We start from the raw sequence: 16,039 nt of genomic DNA on the forward strand, positions 1-16,039 counted from the left end.
CATGCGTGTCCCCGTGGAGTGGCTGCGGTCACTCGTCGCACTGCCCGATGCCGTCACGACGGAGCAGCTGGCCGAACGCCTGACGATGTACGACCTCAAGCTCGAGGAGATCCTCGGCGGCGGTCTGTCCGGTCCGCTGACGGTCGGCCGCGTCCTGGCGATCTCGCCGGAGGAGCAGAAGAACGGCAAGACGATCAACTGGTGCCGGGTCGACGTGGGGGCGCAGAACGACGCCTCCGTGCCCGACGCCCCCGGTGAGGACGTGCCGAGCCGTGGCATCGTCTGCGGCGCCCACAACTTCGGTGTGGGCGACCTGGTCGTCGTGTCGCTGCCGGGCACGTTCCTGCCGGCCCTCGGCTTCGAGATCGGCTCGCGCAAGACGTACGGCCACGTCTCGGACGGCATGATCTGCTCCACCCGCGAGCTGGGTTTGCCCGAGGACGAGTCCTCCGAGCACGGCATCCTCGTGCTGCCGGCCGGTGCGGCGCAGCCGGGCGACGACGCGATCGCCCTGCTCGGCCTCGACCACCAGACCCTCGACCTCGAGGTCAACCCCGACCGCGCCTACGCGCTCAGCCTGCGTGGTGTCGCTCGCGATGCCGCCCTGGCGTTCGACGTCCCCTTCGAGGACCCCGCCGACCGTGGGGTCCCCGCGGCCGACGCGCCCGCGTACCCCGTCCGGGTCGACGACCCGCAGGGCTGCCCGGTCTTCACGACGCTCCTCGTCACCGGCATCGACCCGACCGCGACCACGCCCGAGTGGATGGCCCGACGGATCACCGACGCGGGCATGCGCCCGATCTCGCTCACGGTGGACATCAGCAACTACGTCATGCTCGAGCTCGGCCAGCCGAACCACTGCTACGACCGCGTCAAGATCGACGGCGACCTCGTCGTCCGGCGTGCGGTCGAGGGCGAGCGCATCACGACCCTCGACGACGTCGACCGCGCGCTGAACCCCGACGACCTGCTCGTGGCGGACGCCACCGGACCGATCGGGATCGCGGGCGTCATGGGTGGCGCCCGCACCGAGATCGACGGGACCACGACCGACGTCGTGGTCGAGGCCGCCTACTGGGATCCGGTCACGATCTTCCGCGCCGTGAAGCGTCACAAGCTGCCGTCCGAGGCCGCGAAGCGGTACGAGCGCGGCGTCGACCCCGCGCTGCCGCTCGTCGGTGCCGCGAGGGTCGCCGACCTGCTGGTCGAACTGGCCGGCGGAACGCTCGCGCCCGGCGCGACCGTGGTCGGCGAGGCGCCGACCCGGACCGCCGTCGCGTTCCCCGTCGAACTGCCGGGCCGGATCAGCGGACTGGACATCACGCCGGAGTTCGCGCACGACGTGTACGTCCGCAATGGCTGCGCCGTCACCCGCGAGGGGGACACGTTCACCGTGACCCCGCCGACGTGGCGCTTCGACCTCAACGACCCGTACGACTTCGTCGAGGAGGCACTGCGCTCGGCCGGGTACGAGAACGTGCCGTCGGTCCTGCCGACGCCCACGGGCGGCCGCGGTCTGACCCGCGAGCAGGAGCTGAGGCGGCGGGTCGGGCACACGCTCGCCGGAGCCGGACTGGTCGAGGTCACGACGCTGCCGTTCGTCGGCCCGGCCGACCTCGACAAGCTCGGGCTGCCCGCCGACGATCCGCGCCGTGAGCTCGTGCTGCTGGCCAACCCGCTGTCGAACGAAGAGCCGGGACTCACCCCGACGCTGCTCGTCGGACTGCTGCGCGCGGCCTCGCTCAACGTCGGCCGCGGACACTCCGTCGTCCAGATCGCCGAGACCGGCCGGGTGTTCCGCACGCGACCCGATGCCCCGCAGGCGCCGATCTACGGCGTCGATCGTCGGCCCACGGTCGAGGAGCTCGCGGCGCTCGACGCCGCCCTGCCCGACCAGCCCCGCCACGTCGGCTTCGTGCTCGTGGGCGAGCGCGAGCGTTCCGGCTGGGCCGGCGACGGCCGTGCCGTGGCGTGGTCCGACGCCGTCGCGATCGCCCGACTCGTGGCCGAGAACCTGCACGTCGACCTGACCGTGACGGCCGGGTCCCTCGCGCCGTTCCACCCGGGCCGGTGCGCCGTGCTGTCGGTCGGCGATCGGGTCGTCGGTCACGCCGGCGAGCTGCACCCGAAGGTCGCGGAGGCCCACGGGCTGCCCGGCCGGGTCGCGGCCGCCGAGCTGGACCTCGACGCGCTGATCGAGGCCGCGCCCCTGATCGGGCCGAAGCCGCACTTCTCGGCGTTCCCGGTGGCCAAGGAGGACTTCGCCTTCATCGTGGACGACGCGATCGTCGCCGGTGACCTGCAGGCCGTCGTCGCCTCGGCGACGCCGCTGCTGGAGTCGGCGCGACTCTTCGACGTCTACACGGGCGACCAGGTGGGCGCGGGCCGCAAGTCCCTCGCCCTGCGGGTGCGCCTGCGCGCGCAGGACCACACCCTCACGGATGCCGAGATCAAGGCGGCTCGCGAGCAGATCGTGGCGGCCGCCGCCACCTTGGGGGCCGAGCTGCGCTGACGCGTGGAGGTGCTCGCTTGGTGGTTGTATGGGGCCATGAGCGAGCACGTCGAGGACGCCGTCCGCATCGAGCACGACCTGCTCGGCGAGCGCGAGGTCCCGGGCAACGTCTACTGGGGCGTCCACACCCTGCGAGCGTTGGAGAACTTCCCCATCACAGGAGTCCCAATCGCGATCAGTCCGTACCTGCCGCAGGCGCTCGCGGCGGTGAAGGAGGCCGCCGCCGAGACCAACCACGATCTCGGCCTGCTCGACGACGAGCGCTACCGGGCCATCGTGCAGGCGTGCCAGGAGATCCGTGCCGGCAGCCTGCACGACCAGTTCGTCGTCGACGTCATCCAGGGCGGCGCGGGGACCTCGACCAACATGAACGCGAACGAGGTCATCGCGAACCGCGCCCTGGAGATCCTCGGTCATCCGCGCGGGGCGTACGACGTCCTGCACCCGAACGAGCATGTCAACCTGAGCCAGTCGACGAACGACGTGTACCCGACGGCGGTCAAGATCGCTGTCGTCAACGCGACGTACGACCTGATCGAGGCGATGGGCGGCCTCGAGGTGGCCTTCCGGGCCAAGGGCGAGGAGTTCCACGACGTCCTCAAGATGGGCCGCACCCAGTTGCAGGACGCGGTGCCGATGACGCTGGGTCAGGAGTTCGGCGCGTACGCGCTCATGATCGCCGAGGACCGCGCCCGGCTCCGCGAGGCCGTCATGCTGCTGCACGAGATCAACCTCGGCGCGACCGCGATCGGCACCCAGCTCAACGCGCCGGAGGGCTACGTCGAGCGGGCGTGCGACCACCTCGCGCGGATCACCGGACTGCCGCTCGTGACGGCCGTCGACCTGATCGAGGCCACGCAGGACTGCGGCTCGTTCGTCCAGATGTCCGGCGTGCTCAAGCGGGTCGCGGTCAAGCTGTCGAAGATCTGCAACGACCTGCGACTGCTGTCGTCGGGACCGCGTGCCGGACTGGGGGAGATCAACCTGCCGCCGCGCCAGGCCGGGTCGAGCATCATGCCCGGCAAGGTGAACCCGGTGATCCCCGAGGTGGTCAACCAGGTGGCCTTCCAGATCATCGGGCACGACGTCACGGTGTCGATGGCGGCCGAGGCGGGCCAGCTCCAGCTGAACGCGTTCGAGCCGGTCATCTGCTACTCGCTGTCGGCAGGTCTGTACCGGCTGAGGACGGCGATCGTGACCCTGACCGAACACTGCGTGAAGGGCATCACTGCGAACCGTGAGCACCTCGCGAACGAGGTCGCGAACTCGATCGGGCTCGTCACGGCGCTCAATCCGTACATCGGCTACCAGGCCGCGACCGAGCTGGCGAAGGAGGCGCTCTTCACGGGGCGCGGTGTCGCCGAGCTCGTGCTGGAGAAGGGCCTGATGCCGAAGCACGAGCTGGAACGGATCCTCGAACCGGAGACGCTCGCGCACCTGGGCCCGAAACCGGCGGACCGTTCCGGGGGTGTGTGACGTGAGCGACGCCCGGTGTACGCTGTGGCCATGACCACCTTCGTGATCATCATTGGATAGCGCGTCTGAAGCATCACCTCAGACGCGCAGCCTCCCGTATCCGGGGGGCTTTTTTCTTGGCCGCGCACGATTGAGCGAACTGAGCAGGGACCGGACATGAGCACGAGCTTCGGGAAGCACGACCCGGCGGACTTCCACGTCTACGACACGACGATGCGCGACGGCGCCCAGCAGGAGGGCCTCAACCTCTCCGTGCAGGACAAGCTCGCGATCGCGCAGCACCTCGACGACCTGGGCGTCGGCTACATCGAGGGAGGCTGGCCCGGTTCGAACCCCAAGGACACCGAGTTCTTCGCGCTGGCCGCCAAGGAGCTCGACCTGCGGCACGCGACGCTCGCCGCGTTCGGCGCGACCCGCCGTGCCGGTGTGGCCGCGGCCGACGATGCGCTGCTCGGCGCGATCCGCGACTCGGGTGCCTCGGTGGCGACGCTCGTGGCCAAGAGCCACGACCAGCACGTCGAGAAGGCCCTGCGCACCACGCTGGAGGAGAACCTCGCGATGGTGCGCGACTCGGTGACCCACCTGCGCGACGAGGGTCAGCGCGTCTTCCTCGACTGTGAGCACTTCTTCAACGGCTACCTCGACAACCGCGACTACGCCCTCGAGGTCGTCCGCACGGCCGCCGAGGCCGGCGCCGAGGTCATCGTGCTGTGCGACACGAACGGCGGCATGCTGCCGCACCAGGTCGGCGAGATCGTCGCCGACGTGCTCGACGCCACGGGCGCCCGACTGGGGATCCACGCCCACAACGACACCGGCTGCGCGGTCGCCAACTCGATCGCCGCGGTGATGGCCGGGGCCACCCACCTGCAGGGCTGCGTCAACGGCTACGGCGAGCGCACCGGCAACGCCGACCTCGTCACGTCGGTCGCGAACCTGGAGTTCAAGCTGGACATGGACGTCATGCCCGAGGGCGCGCTCGCGAACGCGACCCGCATCTCGCATGCGATCAGCGAGATCACGAACTACCCGCCGTCGGCGCGCCAGCCGTACACGGGCGTCTCGGCGTTCGCCCACAAGGCCGGCCTGCACGCCAGCGCCATCCGGGTCGACCCCGACCTGTACCAGCACATGGATCCGGCCCTCGTCGGCAACGACATGCGCCTGCTGGTCTCGGAGATGGCCGGTCGCGCGACGATCGAGCTCAAGGGCCGCGAGCTGGGCTTCGACCTGTCCGGCGACAACGCGATGCTGACGCGGATCACCGACAAGGTGAAGGCGATGGAGCAGGAGGGCTACACGTTCGAGGCGGCCGACGCGTCGTTCGAGCTGTTGCTCACCGAGGAGGTCACCGGCCGGCGTCCCAGCTACTTCGAGGTCGAGTCGTGGCGCGTCATCGCCGGCTCGGCCGGAGACGGCGGCGCCGAGGCGATCGTCAAGGTGGTCGCCGGTGGCACCCGCACGGCGGTCGTGGGGGAGGGCAACGGCCCGGTCAACGCCCTCGACCACGCGCTGCGGGTGGCGATCGAGCAGATCTACCCCGACGTCGCGCAGTTCCACCTGATCGACTTCCGGGTGCGCATCCTCGACCAGGGCCACGGGACCGACGCGGTCACCCGCGTGCTGATCGAGACCACGGACGGCAAGAGCTCGTGGGTCACGGTCGGCGTCGGCCCGAACATGATCGAGGCGTCGTTCGAGGCGCTCGTCGATGCCCTGACGTTCGGCCTGCGCTCGCACGGCGTCGAGGCGCCGTAGAGCCGCGCATGACCGTGCGACGGCTGGTCGACGTGGGGCGAGAGGCGCTCCTGCTGGAGTTGGCGCTGTACCGCTGCCTCGGCCGGTTGATCGTCCGCCGTCCGGACGTTCCGAGTGGCACGACCCCGATCGGCTACGCCGAACTCGTGGGTCCGACCCTGTGGCTGTGGATCTTCGGCTCCGCGGTCGAGGTCGTCGTGCTCGAGGTGATTCTGCGTCATCTGGACGCCGCGTGGGCCGAGACCATCCGCCTCCCGCTGTTGGTGCTCGGCATCTGGGGCGTGCTGTGGATGGTGGGGATGCTGGCTTCCTACCGGGTGCGTCCCCACCTGCTCGACGACCGTTGCCTGCGCATCCGCAACGGAGCCCGGACCTGGGTCGACGTCCCGTTGACGGCGGTCGCTCACTCACGCGCCGCCGAGCACGACCTGCCGGGAGTCGTCAGGTCGGTGCACCTCGACGACGGGCTGTTGCTCGTCGGCGTGAGCAGCAGGACGAACCTGGAGGTCGTGCTCACCGAGCACACCGTCCTCCGCACCTCCAAGGGCGATCTGATGGTCGACCGGGTGGGCTTGTGGGTCGACGCCCCGCGTGATGTCGCCCGCGTGCTGCCCGATCGCCGTCGAGGTCAGGCGGCCCGTCCGGGGTCGACGATGTCGCAGTAGTAGACCGTTGGTGGGCAGGGCAGGTAGCGCTCGATGTGTCGGGTGGGTGTGTCGAGGTGGCGGTCGTCGAGGTGGCCGTGGCTCTTCATGTTGTGGTGTTTGCGGCACAGGCATCTGAGGTTGTTGCCGGTGGTGTGGCCGCCGGAGTCGTAGGCCTTGGCGTGGTCGAGGTCGGTGTCGTGGACGGGTGCTTGGCAGCCGGTGACGCGGCAGGTGCCGTCTCTCCATCGGAGAGCTTGCCGCAGTGATTCGGGTGGTCGGTAGGCCAGGATCGTGGTGTCGAGGACCTGTCCGACGGGGTCGAGGACGAGTCTGCGCAGCATGGTGTGTTCGCTGGTGGCGAGTTCGCGGACCCAGTCGGCGGTGACGGCTTCGTCGCCGTCGCGGGTGATCCCGGGCCCGTCGGTCAGCCCGATCAGGTCGGTGGCGGCGATGCTGATGGCGATCTCGGCACGGATGTCGGTCGCGGTGCCGGTGCACGACGTCAGCCAATGTCCGACGAGGTCGGCCTGCTTCTGGTCGCGGGTGCGGCGGTCCCGCTCGCCGGTCTCGGGATCGTGCTTGGGCAGTGCCTTCGCCGCGCGGCGGAGTCGGTCGGCGACGGCGATCGCGACGCCGGTGGGCAGTAGCGCGTTCAACCAGCTGGTGCCGTCGTCGTTGTGGGTCACCGACACCCTGCGGTCCTCGACGGCCTGCGCGGTCTCGACGGCGACCTCGTCCGGTTCGATCCGGGCCCGGAACCGGCGCAACCAGGCCCGCAGTTCGGCGACCGTGTGGGTGGCGGCGTACTCCGGGGCGCTGTGCTCGAGCAGGGTCCAGGACTCGCGGCGGGCGAGTCGGTCGGCGGTCTGCGCGATCGCCGCGACCCGGTCCGCGTCGAGGTCCCCGTCCCGGAACGCATCCCACACACCCGGCACCCGTTCGTGGATCGCCTCGGCCTCGTGGATCATCGCCCAGATCCGGTTCTCCGAGACGTGCAACGCCTGCGCCAGATCGAGGGTGACCTCACGGCGCGCCAACTCCTTGGACAGCACGATCTCGTCGGTCCGGTCGATCTTCGCCACCTGGGCCGCGTGACGGTTGGCGACGAACGCCCACTCGGCGAACTCCGCCTGCGCCCGCGCTCGACGCACGATCTCGCACGTCTCCGCCACGACCCCCGAACCCATGCACCCAACCTAGTGGGCAGGTCCGACACTTTTCCGGGACGCGAATCGGTGGTCTCGATACGCCGCTCGCTGCGCTCGCGAGCTACTCGACCACCTGCGATCAGAGCTCGTGGGGGAGTTCGGTGATCGAGTAGCGGGCGAGGAACGAGCCGCGTATCGAGATCACGCGGCGCGGCCTATCAGCGCGCGTGCTCGACGGTCATTCCGTGCCGGATCGCCGCCTGCAGGACGTCCACGTCGATCGTGGAGAGTCGCCTGAACTTGATGCAGTAGCCGGTGACGCTCGCCTTGCCGATCGCCTCGCCGTACGTGCGCGTCAGGAACGTCTTGTCGTCGAGACCGAGCACGTAGACCGAGATTCCCGTGGAGTTGGCGCTCATGCCGATGCGGTAGAACTCGCGCGTCGTCCCGTCGGCGTAGGTGATCGTGTACTCGCCGTAGCCGATGTTCGGATTCGACACGACCTTGCCGTCCGCGTTCGTGCCGTCGTCGAACCACAGCCGACTCTCGGGGAACTCGCGGACCACGCGCTCGTGCAGATCGCGGAGCTCCGACTGCTTCGGCTCCGGTTGGCTCGCGAGGTAGGCCTCGATCTGCTCAGCAGTGTCCATCTCGGGATCGATCGTAGCCGCGAATCGCGAGCACGACGGCGAGCGTCCCGGCCGCCAGGAGGAGGTACAGCGGAGCGGGCGGCTCCGGGTACTGCGGATTCACGGGCTGCCAGTTCGTGGCCCACAGCAGCCAGATCGCCACGAGGACCGCGAATGCTCCGGAAGCGGCAAGCACGACGCGGGTGAACCAGCGGCGCCAGACGCACACGCACAGCAGGGCGATCCCGAGGACGCTCGCGGCGAGATAGGGGAGTCCAGCGCCCCAGGTGAGTCCGCAGACAGCGGGGTCGTACTCCGGATGGCCGTCGGCGCACAAGGGTGAGAAGCCGTGGAAGATCGCCTCGTTCGTCCCCATGTAGAGACCCCAGAGGACGAGCGCCGACGCACCGACGGCGCCGATCACCCGCAAGGCCAACAGCAGGCCACGCGCGACTTTCACCCCCGGAAGGTACTACGGCGGAGTCACACGTGGCGGGGGACGTGGCCGTTGAGGCTGAATAGGTGGCACATGACGCGGTGTGCGCCGTCGGAGGTCGGGCCGAACATGAGTGGGCAGCCGCCGTCGATGACCGTGATGCCGTGCTCGCGTCCGTACGCCGTGGCTTCGGGTGACACGCTCCCTCCGCCGAAGGAGCGGTGCATCCAGACCTGGGAGATGCCCAACTCGGCCGCTTCGCGCATCGTCCCGGGTGCATGCTCCGGCCGCGTGCCGATCACGACCGCCTCGACACCGCCGGGAATCGCTGCGAGGTCCGGGTACGCCGGGTCGCCCTCGACCTCAGCGGTGTTGGGGTTGACCGCGAACACCTCGTACCCGCGCTCCTTCAGCCGCTGGTAGACGAGGTTGCTGCCGTGGCCCTCGGCGTTGCGGGACACGCCGGTCACGGCGATCCGCCGGCTCTGCAGAAACGTCGAGGCGGCGTCCTTGATCTTGGTCATGTCGATCACCAATCCCTTCGGTGCCCCCTCAGCCATCATCGTCCCGGGCGGGTTCAGGGCTGGGTGCTCGCGTACGGGTGGGCGGCCGTGGTGACTACGCCACTAGCGTGAGTTCCCATGGAGATCTTCACCGCGAGCGAGCGCGAGCTGCTTGACGCGATGGTTGATGAACAACGGTCCGAAGTGGCCGCGCTGCTCGACGACATCACCGAGCAGGAGGCCCGGGAGCGGCTCGTGCCCTCGTTGACGACCGTCCTCGCACTCGTCAAGCACGCCACGTTCGTCGAGCAGGTGTGGTTCGACCACCGGATCGGTGGACGCACGCGAGAAGAGCTCGGCATCCCCGAGACCGTCGACGAGAGCTTCGCCCTCGAGGCGCACGACACGGTGGACTCCGTGCGCGCCACGTACCTCGCTACGTGCGACCGGTCCCGGCAGCTGGCCGCAGGACGTAATCTCGACGACCAGCTCGACTGGCGAGGGACGCCCGTGACCGTTCGCTGGGTGCTGATGCACATGGTGCGAGAGCTGGCCAGACACGCCGGGCACGGCGACATTCTCGTGGAGCAGCTGCACGCACGGCGTGGCCAGGAGAGCTGACTGCGAGCGGGCGCTTCCTCCGTCACTCCGTCGACTCGTCGCACACGGACGAGAGGGCGTCCGCGTGGCGCTGCGCCTCCGCCCGGCCCGGGCAGCGGCGTGATCGCGGAATTCGTCGATCCGGAGTACGTCACGGACACGAGCACGTACTGAGCGTCCGAAGTCTCGACGATCCCCGCTTCACGCGACGGCGCGACGGTTGACAACCTAGCCTGCCCGCAGGCCGGGCGTTCATTCGCGGCGGAGTGACGCGAACTGGAACGATGACCGCTCATCGATCGACCGTGCACCGGTCGCGGCATGATGAGGGTCGTGCCCTGCGAGATCCCTGACTTTCTCGACTTGGTGTCCCAGCTCCCCGGTGTCAGCCGCTCCGACCGGGACAAGTGGCTCCGGTTCGATGTCGACCGTCGTGCTTTCGGCTACCTGTGGCCGGCAACCCGAACGGTCGGGTTGAAGCAGACGCTGGTCGAGCAGTTCTCTCTGGTGACCGAGCGGCCGGACGTCTTCGAGGTGCAGTTCACCTCCGGAGGCTTCGGCTGGGTTGTCGTCTACCTCGAACGAATTGAGCGCGACGAGCTGGCCGAGCTCACCTTCGAGGCGTGGCGGTTGACTGCGCCCGACGCACTGCTCGAGGAACGCGCCGACGAGTTGCCGTCCTAGGCTGCGGGGGTCCAGCCGGTGCGAGTGGAGGGCGTCTCCCGTTGCCGTACGCGGCGATAGGGTTCACCGACGATTCGGCATCGGACCCGATATCTGGGCCAAACCGGTACATCCTTCTGGGCGGAAGGACGTACCTACTGGGATGTACCCGGAAGTCGGCGCATGGGGACGTGGTCGATGCCGGCCTCCATGAAATGCGGACCGTAGGTCACAAAGCCGAAGGTGCCGTACCAGTCCTCGAGGTAGGCCTGGGCGCCGAGCTTGATCTCGGCATCGCCCCAGCGGTCGATCACGTCGCGGACGAGTCGGCCGGAGAGGCCTTGGCCGCGGGACTCCTTGACGGTGGCGACGCGGCCGACCTTGCGGATGCCGTCGGCCAGGTAGGTGCGCAGGTACGAGTGCACGCGGCCGGCGTCGTCGGCGATCCAGAGGTGGGTGCAGTCGGGGCGGAGGTCGACGCCGTCGACGTCGGGCTCCTCGCACTGCTGCTCGACGGCGAAGACGACGTCGCGGATGCGCCAGATCTCGTAGAGCTCGCTGGCGCTGAGTTCGGGGCCGGGGCGGGCGGTGATGGGTTCGAGGGGCACGGGTTGACGATATCTGGGTGGGTGAGAGTTACGGGTTCCTGTGTGGTCTCGATACACCGTCTCGCTTCGCTCGCCGGCACTCGACCACCGGGTTGCAGCTCGCCGGCACTCGACCACCGGGTTGCTGCTCGCCGGCACTCGACCACCGGGTTGCTGCTCGCCGGCACTCGAGGACCGATCAGGTGAGGAGGGCGTCGATGTGGGTGAGGAGGCGGGCACGGAGGGGAGCGGCCGCCTCGGTGAAGTCGCGTTGGCGGCGGACGTACTCGGCCTTGCCCTCCGGGGTCTCGATCGCGATCGGGTCGTAGCCGAGGGCGGCGAGGTCGTAGGGCGAGGCCATCATGTCGACCTCGCGGACGGCGAGCGCCAGGTCGAAGGCGTCGAGCACGATCGTGGACTCGACGAACGGCAGCAGGCGGAAGGCGATCCGGTAGAGGTCCATCGTGGCGTGCAGGCAGCCGGGCTGCTCGCGGTCGAGCTGGTGCTCGCGGCCGAGGACCTCGCGGTTGAGCGGGCGGGCCGGCTCGGTGAAGAACCGGAACGCGTCGACGTGGGTGCACACGAGCTGGTGCGACTCGACGACCTCGTCGGTGCCCCGGGCACCCAGCCGCAGGGGAGCGGGGTGGCGGCGGTCGTCGGCGTCGCGGTAGACCATCGCCCACTCGTGAAGCCCGAAGCAGCCGGTGCGCGCCGGGCGCGCGGCGGTGCGGGCGAGCAGGTCACGAGTCCAGCGGAGCCCCGGCAGTCGGCGGTCGAGACGGGACGCGTCGACCGTGGCGATCCCGTCCTCGGCGACGTACGAGCCGAGTTGGGCGTACTCGGGCGCCTCGGCCAGTCCGACGCCGATCCCCGGGTGCCAGCGCTCCAGCGCGCCGGGGGAGAGGTTGTAGTACTCGAACAGGAAGTCGTGCACGGGATGCTTCACGCCGTCGGCACGCCGGGCCAGGTGAGGTTGGGTGTGCAGCCGGGCGCGCTCGCGGTGCGCCTCGGCGCGCGGCTCCCACTCGGCCCGACTCAGGACCTGCACGCGTCGCACGTCCCGAAGATCTCGAGCGTGTGGGCAACGTCGGAAAAGCCGTTCTCGTCGGCGATCCGGTTGGCCCACCGCTCCACCGTGGGCCCCTCGACCTCGACCGTGCGCCCACACGACCGGCACACGAGGTGGTGGTGGTGGCCGCGGCTGCAGCGCCGGTACAGGGTCTCGCCCTCGTCGGATCGCAGCGCGTCGATCTCGTCGGCGTCCGCGAGCGCCTGCAGCGTGCGGTAGACCGTCGAGAGGCCGACCGTCTCGCCGCGTCGCTCGAGCAGGGCGTGGATCTCCTGGGCGGAGCGGAAGCCGTCGAGGTCGTCCATGAGCGCGGCGACCGCGCGGCGCTGACGGGTGTTACGAGGTGCCTCAACCATGGCGAACCTCCCGAGGCGAGCGCAGGTGGAGAACGCCACGGGCCACGGCGGCCACCACGAACACCGCGAGGGCGATCATGACGATCGTAGGTCCGGGCTGCGTGTCGATCTGGTAGCTGCCGAGCAGGCCGGCGACCGCCGAGAAGAGCCCGATCGCCATCGCGGCGAGGTGCGTCGAGCGGAAGCTCGTCGTCAGCTGCTGGGCCGCGGCGACCGGCACGACCATGAGGGCCGAGACCAGCAGCAGTCCGACGGTGCGCATCGCGACGGTGATCGTCACGGCGGCGAGCACCGCGATGAGCGCGCCGTACAGCCGGACCGGGATGCCCATGACACGGGCCTGCTGCTCGTCCTGGCACAGCGCGAAGAGTTGTGGCCGCAGCACGATCGCCGCCGCGACCACCACGATCCCGAGCACCACGACGATCGCGAGGTCGGAACGGCTCATCGTGATGATCGAGCCGAACAGGTACTGGTTCAGGGTCGCGGCGGACTCGCCCGCGAGGTTCGTCAGCAGCACGCCGCCGGCGATGCCGCCGTAGAAGAGCATCGCGAGCGCGAGGTCGCCGCTCGTGCGGCCGACGCTGCGCAGGACCTCGATCAGGATCGCCCCTCCGACCGCGACGACGACCGCGGTCGCGAGCGGAGCGATGCCGGTGAGCAGGCCCAGCGCGACACCGGTGAGCGCGACGTGGCCGAGCCCGTCGCCGAGCAGGGCGAGCCGGCGCTGGACGACGAACGTGCCGATCGCGGGCGCGCTCAGGCCCGTGACGACCGCCGCGACGAGCGCGTACTGCATGAACGGGTACGACAGGATGCTCATCCGTTGCCTCCCGGGAGCGGGCCCTCGGCGGGGACCGGACGGACGGCCGCCGGCTCGCTCGTGTGCCGGTGGTCGTGCGCATGATCGTGGGTGCCAGGGCCGACCGCGGGCCCCTCGTACTCGACGAGGCCGTTCTCGAGGTGGACGGCGCGATCGATGAGCGGGGCGATCGGCCCCAGCTCGTGGGCGACCATGACGATCGCCGTGCCGCGCCCCGAGATCTCCGACAGCAGGTCGGCGAACACGGCGGCGCTGTGCGCGTCGACGCCGGCCATCGGCTCGTCCATGACGACCAGGTCAGGCTGCGCCACGAGGGCGCGGGCGATGTGGGCGCGCTGCTGCTGTCCACCCGAGAGCTCGGTGATCGGCCGGTGGGCGTGCGAGCCCAGGCCCACGCGCTCGATCAGTCCGCGGGCTGCGTCCCGGTCGGCGCGACGCGGCCAGCCGAACCGCGGCCGCTTGGAGAGGGCACCGCTCAGCACGACCTCGGTGACCGTGGCGGGGACGCCGGCCGACGCATCGGGACGCTGGGCCATGTAGCCCAGCCGGTCGTGCTGGTCGAAGCGATCGAGGGGAGTGCCGAACAGGTCGACGGAGCCGCGGAAGGGGACGAGTCCCACGAGCGCCCGCACGAGCGTGGACTTGCCCGAGCCGTTGGCGCCCAGGATCGCGACGAACTCGCCCGGTCGCACGACGAGGTCGACTCCGCGCAGCACGGGGGTGCCGCCGAGGTCGACCACGACGTCTCTGGCGTGGATGGGATCGGTCATGGTCACTCGCTGACGCTCGCTCATGAGCAGCCGTTCGCCTTCTGCAGCGCGGCGAGGTTCTGGGCCATGAGGGAAAGGTAGTCCTCGTCGCTCGTCTCGTCCGTGAGACCCTCGACGGGATCGAGGACGGCGGTGGCGGCGCCGGTCTCGCGGGCGACCGTGTCGGCGAGCGCCGGCGACGCGAGTCGCTCGGTGAAGATCGTCGTGATCCCCTCCTGCTCGACGAGCTGCGTGATCTCGGCGAGCGCCGCGGTGCTCGGCTCGGACTGGGGGTCGACCCCGCTGATCGCGATCTGGTGGAGGTCGTAGGCGCGGGCGAGGTAGCCAAACGCGGCGTGCGACGTGACGAAGTCGTCGCGCTCGCACGCGGCGAGGCCCTTCGTGAAGGCCGTGTCGAGGCCTTCCAGGTCGCTCACGAGGGCCGCGGCGTTCTGCTCGTACGTCGCGCGGTGCTCGGGGTCGGCGGCGACGAGGGCGTCGCGCACCGTGCCGGCCGCGGCGACCATGGTCGCGGGGTCGAGCCACACGTGCGGGTCCGAGTGACCGTGGTCGTGGTCCTCGTGGCCTTCCTCGGCTTCCTCCTCCTCGGACTCCTCGAGCCGGGTGACATCGGCACCGATGTCGACCGTCGTGTCGGAGGGCCGGTCGGCATCGTCGACCGCCTTGTCGACCGCGGTCTGGAAGTCGGAGAGGTAGACCAGGACGTCGGCCTCGTGGACCGCCACGACCTGCTTGGCGGTCAGCTCGAGGTCGTGCGGCTCGGCGCCGGGGGAGGTCAGCGAGGACACGTGCACGGCGTCGCCACCGATCCGCTCGGCGAGGAACGCCGCGGGGTAGAACGACGCCACGACGTCGGTGCGACCGTCGTCAGCGGCACCACCGCACGCGGCGAGCGATCCGGCGAGCAGGGCAGCGCACGCGGCGGCGAAGAGCTTCATGACAACCATTCTCAAGAAATCTGAGAACGGTTGTCAAATCAGAGGCGCGAGCCCGAGGTCGGATCGAAGACGTGGACGAGTGCGGGATCGAGCGGCGCGAGGTGGATCTCGCTGCCCTTCTCCGGCGGCGTCCGCCAGTCGGTCCGGGCGACGAGGTTGTCCGTGAGGTTCTCGGTGTGGCCGTACAGGTACGCGTCCGCGCCGGTCTCCTCGACGAGCGACACCGTGATCGGCAGGCCGTGCTCGACGATCCCGAGGTTCTCGGGACGCACGCCGATCGTGAGCGTCGATCCGGTTGCCCGGGCGAGCGTGTCGCGGGGGACCGGCACGACCGTGTCGCCCAGCTGGACGCCACCGTCGACGACGGCCACGTCGAGCAGGTTCATCGCGGGCGATCCGAGGAAGCCGGCGACGAACAGGTTCGCGGGCCGGTCGTACATCTCGCGCGGCGTGGCGACCTGCTGGAGGACGCCGGCGTCCATCACCGCGACGCGGTCGCCCATCGTCATGGCCTCGACCTGGTCGTGGGTGACGTACACCGTCGTGGTGCCGAGGCGGCGCTGCAGGGCGGCGATCTGGGTGCGGGTCTGGACCCGCAGCTTCGCATCGAGGTTCGACAGCGGCTCGTCCATCAGGAACACCTGCGGCGACCGCACGATCGCCCGGCCCATCGCGACCCGCTGCCGCTGTCCGCCCGAGAGAGCCTTGGGCTTGCGGGCCAGGTACTCGGTCAGTCCGAGCAGGTCCGCCGCCTCGGCCACGCGGGTGGCGATCTCGGACTTGGGGGTGCCGGCGATCTTCAGGGCGAAGCCCATGTTCTCGGCCACCGTCATGTGCGGGTACAGCGCGTAGTTCTGGAACACCATCGCGATGTCCCGGTCGCGCGGGGCCAGGCTCGTGACGTCCTTGGACCCGATCAGGATGCGACCCTGGTCCACGTCCTCCAGGCCCGCCAGCATGCGCAGGGTCGTGGACTTGCCGCATCCCGACGGACCGACCAGCACGAGGAACTCACCGTCCTCGATCCGCAGGTCGATCCCGTCGACGGCGGGGCGCTCCTGCCCGTCGAAGAAGCGGGTCGCCTTGTCGAACGTCACCGAGGCCATGGGTGTCCCTCCATCGTG

Annotated in this window: 17 protein-coding genes; 6 read left to right on the forward strand and 11 right to left on the reverse strand. The window is 70.0% G+C overall.

The window, feature by feature from the left end; all coding sequences use genetic code 11:
• Position 1: 1 nt before the first annotated feature.
• From pheT to ACT26F_RS04950, 4 genes are all read left to right on the forward strand, one after another.
• On the forward strand, positions 2-2,512 hold the full coding sequence (pheT, locus tag ACT26F_RS04935; RefSeq protein WP_471669381.1) for a phenylalanine--tRNA ligase subunit beta: 2,511 nt from the start codon (positions 2-4) through the stop codon (positions 2,510-2,512).
• A 36-nt stretch (positions 2,513-2,548) separates the two neighbouring features.
• A complete protein-coding gene (locus ACT26F_RS04940; RefSeq protein WP_471669382.1) occupies positions 2,549-3,988 on the forward strand; it encodes an aspartate ammonia-lyase in 1,440 nt (479 codons plus the stop codon).
• Between the two features lie 156 nt (positions 3,989-4,144).
• Positions 4,145-5,746: a citramalate synthase gene (gene cimA, locus ACT26F_RS04945; RefSeq protein WP_471669383.1), complete on the forward strand. Its 1,602-nt coding sequence runs from the start codon at positions 4,145-4,147 to the stop codon at positions 5,744-5,746.
• An 8-nt stretch (positions 5,747-5,754) separates the two neighbouring features.
• A complete protein-coding gene (locus ACT26F_RS04950) occupies positions 5,755-6,411 on the forward strand; it encodes a hypothetical protein (RefSeq protein ID WP_471669384.1) in 657 nt (218 codons plus the stop codon).
• Here ACT26F_RS04950 and ACT26F_RS04955 read toward each other — a convergent pair.
• The 4 genes from ACT26F_RS04955 to ACT26F_RS04970 all read right to left on the reverse strand — a co-directional run bounded on the left by ACT26F_RS04955 (position 6,375) and on the right by ACT26F_RS04970 (position 9,130).
• The gene (locus tag ACT26F_RS04955; protein ID WP_471669385.1) at positions 6,375-7,580 is read right to left on the reverse strand and encodes an HNH endonuclease signature motif containing protein; all 1,206 of its coding nucleotides are present in this window, start codon (positions 7,578-7,580) and stop codon (positions 6,375-6,377) included. The two genes, ACT26F_RS04950 and ACT26F_RS04955, sit on opposite strands and share 37 nt — an antisense overlap.
• Before the next feature lie 179 nt (positions 7,581-7,759).
• Positions 7,760-8,191 (reverse strand): hypothetical protein, encoded by a 432-nt coding sequence (locus ACT26F_RS04960; protein WP_471669386.1) that lies wholly within the window; start codon positions 8,189-8,191, stop codon positions 7,760-7,762.
• Positions 8,178-8,630 carry a hypothetical protein gene (locus tag ACT26F_RS04965; protein WP_471669387.1) on the reverse strand — a complete coding sequence of 151 codons (453 nt, stop codon included), beginning with the start codon at positions 8,628-8,630 and terminating at the stop codon, positions 8,178-8,180. Before ACT26F_RS04965 ends, ACT26F_RS04960 begins: the two co-directional genes overlap by 14 nt.
• Before the next feature lie 23 nt (positions 8,631-8,653).
• Complete coding sequence (locus tag ACT26F_RS04970; protein ID WP_471669388.1) at positions 8,654-9,130, reverse strand: CoA-binding protein; 477 nt, start codon at positions 9,128-9,130, stop codon at positions 8,654-8,656.
• 117 nt (positions 9,131-9,247) lie between these two features.
• Here ACT26F_RS04970 and ACT26F_RS04975 point away from each other — a divergent pair, with 117 nt between their 5' ends.
• Complete coding sequence (locus tag ACT26F_RS04975; protein ID WP_471669389.1) at positions 9,248-9,730, forward strand: DinB family protein; 483 nt, start codon at positions 9,248-9,250, stop codon at positions 9,728-9,730.
• Positions 9,731-10,033: 303 nt separating this feature from the next.
• The gene (locus tag ACT26F_RS04980; protein ID WP_471671652.1) at positions 10,034-10,393 is read left to right on the forward strand and encodes an MmcQ/YjbR family DNA-binding protein; all 360 of its coding nucleotides are present in this window, start codon (positions 10,034-10,036) and stop codon (positions 10,391-10,393) included.
• A gap of 134 nt (positions 10,394-10,527) precedes the next feature.
• Here ACT26F_RS04980 and ACT26F_RS04985 read toward each other — a convergent pair whose 3' ends face one another.
• From ACT26F_RS04985 to ACT26F_RS05015, 7 genes are all read right to left on the reverse strand, one after another.
• Positions 10,528-10,980: a GNAT family N-acetyltransferase gene (locus ACT26F_RS04985; RefSeq protein ID WP_471669390.1), complete on the reverse strand. Its 453-nt coding sequence runs from the start codon at positions 10,978-10,980 to the stop codon at positions 10,528-10,530.
• 178 nt (positions 10,981-11,158) lie between these two features.
• Positions 11,159-12,016: a 3-methyladenine DNA glycosylase gene (locus tag ACT26F_RS04990; RefSeq protein ID WP_471669391.1), complete on the reverse strand. Its 858-nt coding sequence runs from the start codon at positions 12,014-12,016 to the stop codon at positions 11,159-11,161.
• A complete protein-coding gene (locus ACT26F_RS04995; protein ID WP_471669392.1) occupies positions 11,995-12,384 on the reverse strand; it encodes a Fur family transcriptional regulator in 390 nt (129 codons plus the stop codon). Before ACT26F_RS04995 ends, ACT26F_RS04990 begins: the two co-directional genes overlap by 22 nt.
• Complete coding sequence (locus tag ACT26F_RS05000) at positions 12,377-13,207, reverse strand: metal ABC transporter permease (protein ID WP_471669393.1); 831 nt, start codon at positions 13,205-13,207, stop codon at positions 12,377-12,379. Before ACT26F_RS05000 ends, ACT26F_RS04995 begins: the two co-directional genes overlap by 8 nt.
• Positions 13,204-13,977 carry a metal ABC transporter ATP-binding protein gene (locus ACT26F_RS05005; protein WP_471669394.1) on the reverse strand — a complete coding sequence of 258 codons (774 nt, stop codon included), beginning with the start codon at positions 13,975-13,977 and terminating at the stop codon, positions 13,204-13,206. Before ACT26F_RS05005 ends, ACT26F_RS05000 begins: the two co-directional genes overlap by 4 nt.
• A 20-nt stretch (positions 13,978-13,997) precedes the next feature.
• Positions 13,998-14,915, reverse strand: coding sequence for a metal ABC transporter solute-binding protein, Zn/Mn family (locus ACT26F_RS05010; RefSeq protein WP_471669395.1), 918 nt, complete (start codon positions 14,913-14,915; stop codon positions 13,998-14,000).
• 38 nt (positions 14,916-14,953) lie between these two features.
• The gene (locus tag ACT26F_RS05015) at positions 14,954-16,021 is read right to left on the reverse strand and encodes an ABC transporter ATP-binding protein (RefSeq protein ID WP_471669396.1); all 1,068 of its coding nucleotides are present in this window, start codon (positions 16,019-16,021) and stop codon (positions 14,954-14,956) included.
• Between the last annotated feature and the right edge of the window lie 18 nt (positions 16,022-16,039).

It is taken from the genome of Aeromicrobium sp. SP1 (assembly GCF_055663785.1).

Excerpts from the sequence above, each read along its gene's own strand:
- pheT (WP_471669381.1), top strand. The coding sequence starts at position 2 with ATGCGTGTCCCCGTGGAGTGGCTGCGGTCACTCGTCGCACTGCCCGAT.
- ACT26F_RS04940 (WP_471669382.1), top strand. The coding sequence starts at position 2,549 with ATGAGCGAGCACGTCGAGGACGCCGTCCGCATCGAGCACGACCTGCTC.
- cimA (WP_471669383.1), top strand. The coding sequence starts at position 4,145 with ATGAGCACGAGCTTCGGGAAGCACGACCCGGCGGACTTCCACGTCTAC.
- ACT26F_RS04950 (WP_471669384.1), top strand. The coding sequence starts at position 5,755 with ATGACCGTGCGACGGCTGGTCGACGTGGGGCGAGAGGCGCTCCTGCTG.
- ACT26F_RS04955 (WP_471669385.1), bottom strand. The coding sequence starts at position 7,580 with ATGGGTTCGGGGGTCGTGGCGGAGACGTGCGAGATCGTGCGTCGAGCG.
- ACT26F_RS04960 (WP_471669386.1), bottom strand. The coding sequence starts at position 8,191 with ATGGACACTGCTGAGCAGATCGAGGCCTACCTCGCGAGCCAACCGGAG.
- ACT26F_RS04970 (WP_471669388.1), bottom strand. The coding sequence starts at position 9,130 with ATGACCAAGATCAAGGACGCCGCCTCGACGTTTCTGCAGAGCCGGCGG.
- ACT26F_RS04975 (WP_471669389.1), top strand. The coding sequence starts at position 9,248 with ATGGAGATCTTCACCGCGAGCGAGCGCGAGCTGCTTGACGCGATGGTT.
- ACT26F_RS04980 (WP_471671652.1), top strand. The coding sequence starts at position 10,034 with ATGAGGGTCGTGCCCTGCGAGATCCCTGACTTTCTCGACTTGGTGTCC.
- ACT26F_RS04995 (WP_471669392.1), bottom strand. The coding sequence starts at position 12,384 with ATGGTTGAGGCACCTCGTAACACCCGTCAGCGCCGCGCGGTCGCCGCG.
- ACT26F_RS05000 (WP_471669393.1), bottom strand. The coding sequence starts at position 13,207 with ATGAGCATCCTGTCGTACCCGTTCATGCAGTACGCGCTCGTCGCGGCG.
- ACT26F_RS05005 (WP_471669394.1), bottom strand. The coding sequence starts at position 13,977 with ATGACCGATCCCATCCACGCCAGAGACGTCGTGGTCGACCTCGGCGGC.
- ACT26F_RS05010 (WP_471669395.1), bottom strand. The coding sequence starts at position 14,915 with ATGAAGCTCTTCGCCGCCGCGTGCGCTGCCCTGCTCGCCGGATCGCTC.
- ACT26F_RS05015 (WP_471669396.1), bottom strand. The coding sequence starts at position 16,021 with ATGGCCTCGGTGACGTTCGACAAGGCGACCCGCTTCTTCGACGGGCAG.